5 protein-coding genes are annotated in these 6585 nt (G+C 70.5%); all 5 read right to left on the bottom strand.

Translation table 11 applies throughout. The features are described from left to right. Nucleotides 1-550: 550 nt before the first annotated feature. A complete protein-coding gene (locus tag ACIA76_RS43475) occupies nucleotides 551-2086 on the bottom strand; it encodes a hypothetical protein (RefSeq protein WP_397161410.1) in 1536 nt (511 codons plus the stop codon). 278 nt (nucleotides 2087-2364) lie between these two features. Then, nucleotides 2365-3060 carry a DUF2637 domain-containing protein gene (locus tag ACIA76_RS43470; protein WP_361429931.1) on the bottom strand — a complete coding sequence of 232 codons (696 nt, stop codon included), beginning with the start codon at nucleotides 3058-3060 and terminating at the stop codon, nucleotides 2365-2367. Then, nucleotides 3057-3401, bottom strand: coding sequence for a hypothetical protein (locus ACIA76_RS43465; protein WP_361429929.1), 345 nt, complete (start codon nucleotides 3399-3401; stop codon nucleotides 3057-3059). The genes ACIA76_RS43470 and ACIA76_RS43465 overlap by 4 nt, the downstream gene beginning before the upstream one ends. Further along, a complete protein-coding gene (locus ACIA76_RS43460; RefSeq protein WP_397161408.1) occupies nucleotides 3398-5272 on the bottom strand; it encodes a MarR family transcriptional regulator in 1875 nt (624 codons plus the stop codon). The genes ACIA76_RS43465 and ACIA76_RS43460 overlap by 4 nt, the downstream gene beginning before the upstream one ends. Nucleotides 5273-5342: 70 nt before the next feature. Further along, a complete protein-coding gene (locus ACIA76_RS43455; RefSeq protein ID WP_361429925.1) occupies nucleotides 5343-5633 on the bottom strand; it encodes a helix-turn-helix transcriptional regulator in 291 nt (96 codons plus the stop codon). Nucleotides 5634-6585 lie beyond the last annotated feature (952 nt).

Below are 6585 nucleotides of genomic sequence, written 5' to 3'. Positions count from 1 at the left end.
CGGCCGGGGGGGGGGGGTTTTTTTGTTCTGTGGGGGGTGGGGGGGGCGGGGGCCCCCCCGCCCCCGGGGGGGGGGGCGCGCCGCCGCGCCCCCCCCCCCCCCCACCCCCTCACGTGGGTGCCGCCCAGGGGAATCGGCCGAGTTCGGCCGCTGACGGCCTGTCGTCCGATTCCCCTGGGAGCGAGCTATGCCCGTGCGCTTCGCTTACGGGCTGCCCGCCCCGCACTCCCTTCGGTCGCAACGGGGGGAGGACGGCCCCGAGAGGGCCGCCCAGACGGCCCCCGAGGGGGCCGCCGACTGACGGCCCGAGGCCGTCAGTGGTGGTCGCAGAGCCAGCGGACCGGCGGACCCTCGCAGTGGGCGCAGGGTCCGGCCAAGTCGCAGTCCGCCCAGCCCCGATGGGGCAGCCCGACCCCGGGGCAGTGGACGCCCCGGGAACAGGACATCGAGCCGTCGCGGTGGTCGAGCTGGATACCGGTGCACTCCGTGACGTGCTGCCGGAGGCGGGATTGTTGGCGGACTCGACGTGCCATGACGGTCTCTCCTTCGGTCAGCGCTCGACCCTGCGGCGAGCGGCAGCAGCGTCCCGCCGTTCGGCGAGCTTGGCCAAGGTGGCGTCCCACGCTTCGGTGATCTCGCCGGGGGTGAGGAGCCGGACCGAGGCCGCCGACGCACCGGCGAGGGTGACCACTTCGGTCACGGCGTCGAGGTCCAGGCCGTGACCCTCGACGGCCTCTGTCGCGGCCAGGTCGAGCGCGCGGCCGGTGACCTTGTGCCAGGTGTTCGTCTGGAGCTGGACGCCCGCCCGGATCTCCGAGGCTCCGTCGATCTCGAACAACAGGTCTGCGTCGTCGTCCTCGGTGTCGCCGCCGACCAGGCCCAGGAGCTGACGCAGGTACCGGGTCCACTCGATCGCCCGGCGGCCGGACACCGCCGTCTCGTACTCCGCCCACTTGCCCAGGCACCAGGACAGGTCACCGTGCCCCGGGGCGTCTTCCTCCAGGACGCCGCCCATCAGGTCCCCGATCCGGCCCAGCATTTCGAAGGGGGTCATGTTCCCCTGACGGCCCCGCTTGAGGTCACCACGGGCGATCTCGTTCGCCGGAGAGATGGACTTGTGGCCGTCCTGGAGCTTGGCGACGTACCGGCCGAAGTCCTCGGCATCGCGGGCCGTTGCCAGCCGCTTGAAGTCCACGCCGTGCTCATCGCTGGGCTTGAACGAGGGGTCCACCTTGGCCAGGTGCCGAGTCCAGACCGCGCGGAAGTGGTCTTCCAGCTCGCCCAGGGCGTCATCCGAAGGGGTGAACACCTCCACCACGCGCTTGTCTTTGCGGTCCCCCTCAGTGCGTCCGCCGACGAGCACCAGGGCGTGAATGTGGGGGTGCCAGCCGTTGCCCTGGCCCACGGTGATCTCAGTCGCGCGGATCATGCCGACGTACCCGACACGGCCCCGAATGCCGATGTCGGGGTTGCCGTCAGCGTCGAGGCGGTCAGGCCGTCCGGCCCAGGTCCCACCGGTGATGAGCCGCTGATACGCGCCCGGCTTACGGGTGGTGCCCTTGTCCTTGTCGGCCCGGGTGCCCTGGATCGCGTCCATCAGGTCGGCCAGCTTGTCCGTGGCCGCGTGCCGGGCGGTGAAGGTCACCAGGTAGGCGGACCCTCCCTGTTGCATCCAGGAGACGGCCGCCGCCGTGATCTCCTCGGCACGGCCGTGCCGGATCTTGGCCGAGCAGACCGGGCAGAACCAGATCTTCCCGCACTTGAGGAGCCCGAGCGCGATGGCGGTTCCCTCGGCGGTCTGCGCCAGGATCACGCCCGACTCAGGGTCCATGACCGTCCGGCCGCAGCCCCGGCACGTCCGGTCTGACGAGATCTTCCAGAGCGTCCGGCGGTCGGCGTACCGGCGGGCCCGACGCTCGCGGGAAGCACGTTCGCGGGCCGCTTCCCGGTCCGTGTTCGGATTTGCCACGGCCGACGTTTCCGCAGGTCGGAGGGGGTTGGGAAACTCTGTTGTTTCTTTCCCAAGGTGTTCGCTTTTGCCGTCGCCCGTCTTGAGGGTCCGGGCAATGGCCCGCTTCGCGGCCATCCGGCACGCGTCGGAGCAGTACACGCGGGGGCGCTTGCCGGGCGTGTGCGTGATGGGAGTGCCGCAGTGGCAGCGGGGACCGGCGGGCCGCTGTGGCGGGACGGCCGGGGTGTTTCGTACGCTGGTCATCAGCAACGTTTCCTGTCTCGGTCTCAGCGAGGCTGGAGGCGGACGGCCCGGAGTTGTTAGCTCTGGGCCGTTGCCATGTCTGGGGTCGATCTTGCCCTACAACGACCGTGCGGCCCGCCGGAATTGACCGGCGGGCCGTCGGCGTGTCGTCAGGGGGCGATGAGTTCGCGGCGCAGGGCGGTAGCCGTGCGACGGCTCAGGCCCAGGTCTTGAAGCTGCTGGATGGTCACCTTGCCGCCCTGGTCGGCGGTCAGCTTCTCTGCCTTCCGGCGGACCGTGGCGGTCACCTCGGAGCCGCCGGGGGTGACCGGGGCAGTGACCACCTTCCGGTCTGTCTTGGTCGGTACGGCGGTCACCTCCTGGTCGTCCTCGGTGACCGGCAGGGGGACCGGGACGGGGGCCGGGGTGGTCACCTCGGTGGTCACCTCGGCGGTCACGTCCTGGTCGTCCTGGTGGTCACCGGGGGCGGCCACCTCGGCGGCCAGGTGAGCGGCCAGCGCCATGGAGATGACCGGCACGGCCGACACCCCGATGACCATCCCCGGGCCGACGTTGAGGTGACCAGTCGCCACCAGGTGCCCCAGGGCGTTGAGGACCACGGAGGTGACCACCGATGCCCCGGTCATCCACTGGCCGAGCTTCTGAACGCCGGGGGTGAACCAGGCGATCAGGGCGACCATGGCGAGCACGTCCACGGCGACCGGCAGGGACCACGACAGCCACTCGTTCCAGCCGACCGACCGGCCGAGGGTGGCCAGGGTGTCAGCGGAGGCAGCGAACGCGGTGACCGAGACGACCACGGCCCCGGAGATGACCACGTGGCGGCGGGTGATGTTGGAGGTCACTTGGAGTCCTTCCGGAGTTCGCGGACGGCCTTGACGGCCACGGGGGCGGCCACGGCGACCGCGATAGCGGTCACGGCCAGGGCGAGGAAGAGGGCGACCAGGACGCCGCCCCCGGCAAGGAGCGCCAGGACGAGCCAAGCCCGGTCAGAGGACCCCTTGCGGGGCTGCTGCTGGGCCAGGGAGAGCGCGGCGGACATGGCCTTGGCCTGGGCGGTGTCGCGCTCCGCCTGGGCCGCCTGAGAGGCCGCCAGGAGCTTCACGACTTCGAGTAGCTGCGTCTCCTGCTCCGCCTTGACGACGGACGCCTGAGCGGCTTCCAGCGGGGTGAGTTCGTGGCTCATGCCGCACCCCCGAGGGCGATCGTGGTGCCGCTCTTGGCCACCAGGCCGAGCTTTTCCAGGGACTTGACCGCGCGGGTCACGGAGCCGGGGTTGATGTCGGCAGCCTTGGCAATCTCCGCGTTGGTCCCCGCGCCGCCCTGTATGGCCGCCAGGACGGCCCGTTGGTTGTCCGTGAGGGTGTCGGGGTCCACCGGGGCCGGGGTGGTCTCCTGCGGCCCCTCAGAGCCGTTCTCAGGGGCCGGAGAGCGCCACGGGTCGGCAGGGGGAAGAGCGGCGATCACGTCGCCCGGCACGAACCACAGCCGGAGCGGGTTCGGGGGCCGCTTGCGGTACCGGAGCAGCGCCCGACCCGGCACGCCGTCCAGGCCCGAAGGCGTCCATCCGGTCTGCTGGGCGGTCTCGCCGAAGACCGACCGCTCATGCTCGCCCGCGCCCGTCGTGAGCGACAGGAAGGCCGACATGTTGTCCTTCACCAGCGCGGGCACACCGGCGGTCTTGGTGGGGTTCTGCGTGGCCCAGACGAACTGGAAGCCCACCGCACGGGCTTCGCTCCACAGCTCTTCGAGGAGGTCCAGGACGTCCGCGTACTGCTTCTGCTTCGACATCCGGACGATGGCCGCGCCCTCGTCGATGATCACCAGGAGATTGCGGTTCTCCGGGCTGCCGTCCGGCACCCAGTCCGCCCCGGTGGCGATGCCCTGACGCCGGTACATCTCCCGCGTCAGTTCCTTGACCATCGCGTAGATGTCGGCCATCCGCTGCTCACGGTTCGGCTCCTGGCCGACTGACCGCACCACGTGCTGAACGCCGATCGCTTCCTGACGCTTCGGGTCCACGACGATGGCCGTCCAGTCGTCCGACCGGATCGCCCGCATCAGCAGCGGACGCCAGGACACCGACTTGCCCATGCCGGTGATCCCGGCGAGCAGGACGTGAACGCCCGCCTTGAGCGGGAGGTCTACGAACTCCCCGGTCACCTCGTCCACGCCGATGCCCACGTGATCCGGCGTCCAGAGCATCGACATGCCGTCCGAGGCGGACCGCGTGCGGACGATGATCCGGGCCCAGTCGCCCTGACTGCCCGCCTTGATCTCCATCCGCGTATCGGTCTTCACGCCGAGCAGCGCACGGACACTGTCCGCCTCAGCCGCCAGCTTCTTAGCCGACCACTTGAAGTCGAGGCGGACGCCGCACACGACCCCGGCGGGGGTGATCTCCGGGGGAGTGGTGACCGTGCCGGACAGGCCCCGGGCGTCCGCGTGCTGGACCCAGTACGACGGGTCAAGCCGCTCCATGAGCTGACGCTCTTCGAGGGTCGCCCCGTCCTCCACGGTCAGCGAGAGCTGACGCCGACCGAGCCACAGGCCGCCGACGTGAGCAGCGATCAGACCGGCCGAGACCGACGCGGGCCAGGTGGCCCAGTCCGCCGAGGTCGAGAGCGCCCAGGAGGCGAGCGACGCGGGCACCACGTGCAGCGCGTGACCCCGGACCGCGAGCGTCGCCAGCGTCACCGGGTAGTTCCGGCGGGCCGTCTTCAGGTCCGCCTTAGCCGTCCCCTTGTGCTTGCGGGCCGCACGGTCCGCCGTCGCCGCCGCCCGGCGAGCCGTACCAAGCGGGTTCTTGCTTCCCTTCCGGGCCGCCGCCCGCTGAGTCTTGGCCGTGGCCGCCGTCGAGCGAGCCGAGTTGTGGGCCCGCTGTGCGTCCATCAGCGCTTTCAGGTGCTCCGGGGTGCGGAGCTTGGCCCGGCGGTCGGCCTCAGCGTCCCAGCGGGCCGCGAACGGGACGAACGCCGGGGTCAGCGCGTCGAGCGTGTTGATCACGGACGATTTGGCTCCGGCAGCAGCCGACGCCCATCCTTGGGTCTTGTCCACGGGAGTCCTCTCAGGTGCTCGTGGATCTGGGCGGCTCCCGTTGGCGCGGGGGCCGTCCGTCTTTGTGGAGTTAGATGCGGGTCTGTCCCGCGCTGTCCGCCCGAGGCGGAAGCCTGTCGGCGTTGGCGATCGCCGCGTATCCGGAGATCAGCTCACCGACCGTCAGGCCGAAGAAGTCCGCGACCTTGGGCAGGTCGTTCAGCTTCCAGTTCGAGTTGCCCAAGAGCCGCTGTGAGAGCGAGCCACGCGTAATCCCGATCACCTCGGCCACGTCGACTTGCCGCCGACCAGTCCGGGTCATCAAGAGCCGGATCGTCTCGTTCACGAGGGCTTCCAAGTCCTCAGCCTGCCTCTCGGTCATGATTACTTCCCCTTCGCGGCGATGACATTGCCATCGCCACGCCGATGATGACACGGCGATACCTGCGATGACAACCCCATCATTGGACCATGTCCGCTATGAGCACTTGATCCCGCAATCCCGAGGCGCAACGACCTTGCGCGCGGATTGCGGGCCCGCGTGCGCGTTGACCTGCGGTTTTCGGTTGTTGCGGCTCTTGCAGGGAGGGGGCCCTACGCGTGCGCGCGCGAGGCTGCGGCCCGTGGGTGGTGAAAAGACAGAGGCTCCGCCGGGCTACCACAGCCCAGAGGGGAGGGGGGCTCCGTTGTGGTCTGCGGGTTCGTGGGTGGCTGGGGTGGTGAGGGTCTGGGGGGGTTCCCTCCGGCCACGACAGCGCCAGAGGCAAGCAGACCGCCCCGGGGGCCGCAAGCGACGAAAAGCGTGTCGCTTGCACCCCCCGAGTCGGCCCGCTAGGGCTTCGCCCGCTGCCGCGACCGGAGGGAACCCCCCCAGACCCGGGGGGTGTGTTGCGGAGGCGGGGCGGGTGCGGGTTGCGTCGTTTTCGCAGGCCAACGGCCCGCCGAGTTTCGTCAGTTGACGTATCTCCGGGCCCCTCGTTTCGTCAGTTGTCGAAACGATCGGGTCAGCCTGAATCGAGCGGCGCAGACTGACACAGAAGGGCTAGGCTGCCTCTCAGTGCTCAGGGTGAGCACGAGAGAGGGGGACCGATGTACATCCGCATCGCAATCGCAGTGACGCCGCTCGGCGTGGCCCTGGTGGTCCTGGTGGTGCTCCACCTGACGCTGTAGCCCACCGGCCGAACGACGAAGCCCCGGAGCCTGACGGCTCCGGGGCTTCTTGCGTTTCGTGGTCAAGGTCGGGGGGGGGGGGGGCGCCGGGCCCGGGGGGGCCGGGGTGGGGCGCGGCGGCCGTGGAGACCGCGGCCGCCCGCCGCTCGTCCCCGACACCGTCC

This window comes from Nocardia sp. NPDC051570 (assembly GCF_044454005.1).
GTDB lineage: Bacteria > Actinomycetota > Actinomycetes > Mycobacteriales > Mycobacteriaceae > Nocardia.
The sequence above is the reverse complement of the archived record's forward strand: the minus strand, read 5'-3'. Positions and strand labels throughout refer to the sequence as shown.

Bases quoted from the DNA above. Each gene is read 5' to 3' on its own strand.
- ACIA76_RS43465 (WP_361429929.1), bottom strand. From the start codon at position 3,401: ATGAGCCACGAACTCACCCCGCTGGAAGCCGCTCAGGCGTCCGTCGTC.
- ACIA76_RS43455 (WP_361429925.1), bottom strand. From the start codon at position 5,633: ATGACCGAGAGGCAGGCTGAGGACTTGGAAGCCCTCGTGAACGAGACG.
- ACIA76_RS43475 (WP_397161410.1), bottom strand. From the start codon at position 2,086: ATGGCCGCGAAGCGGGCCATTGCCCGGACCCTCAAGACGGGCGACGGC.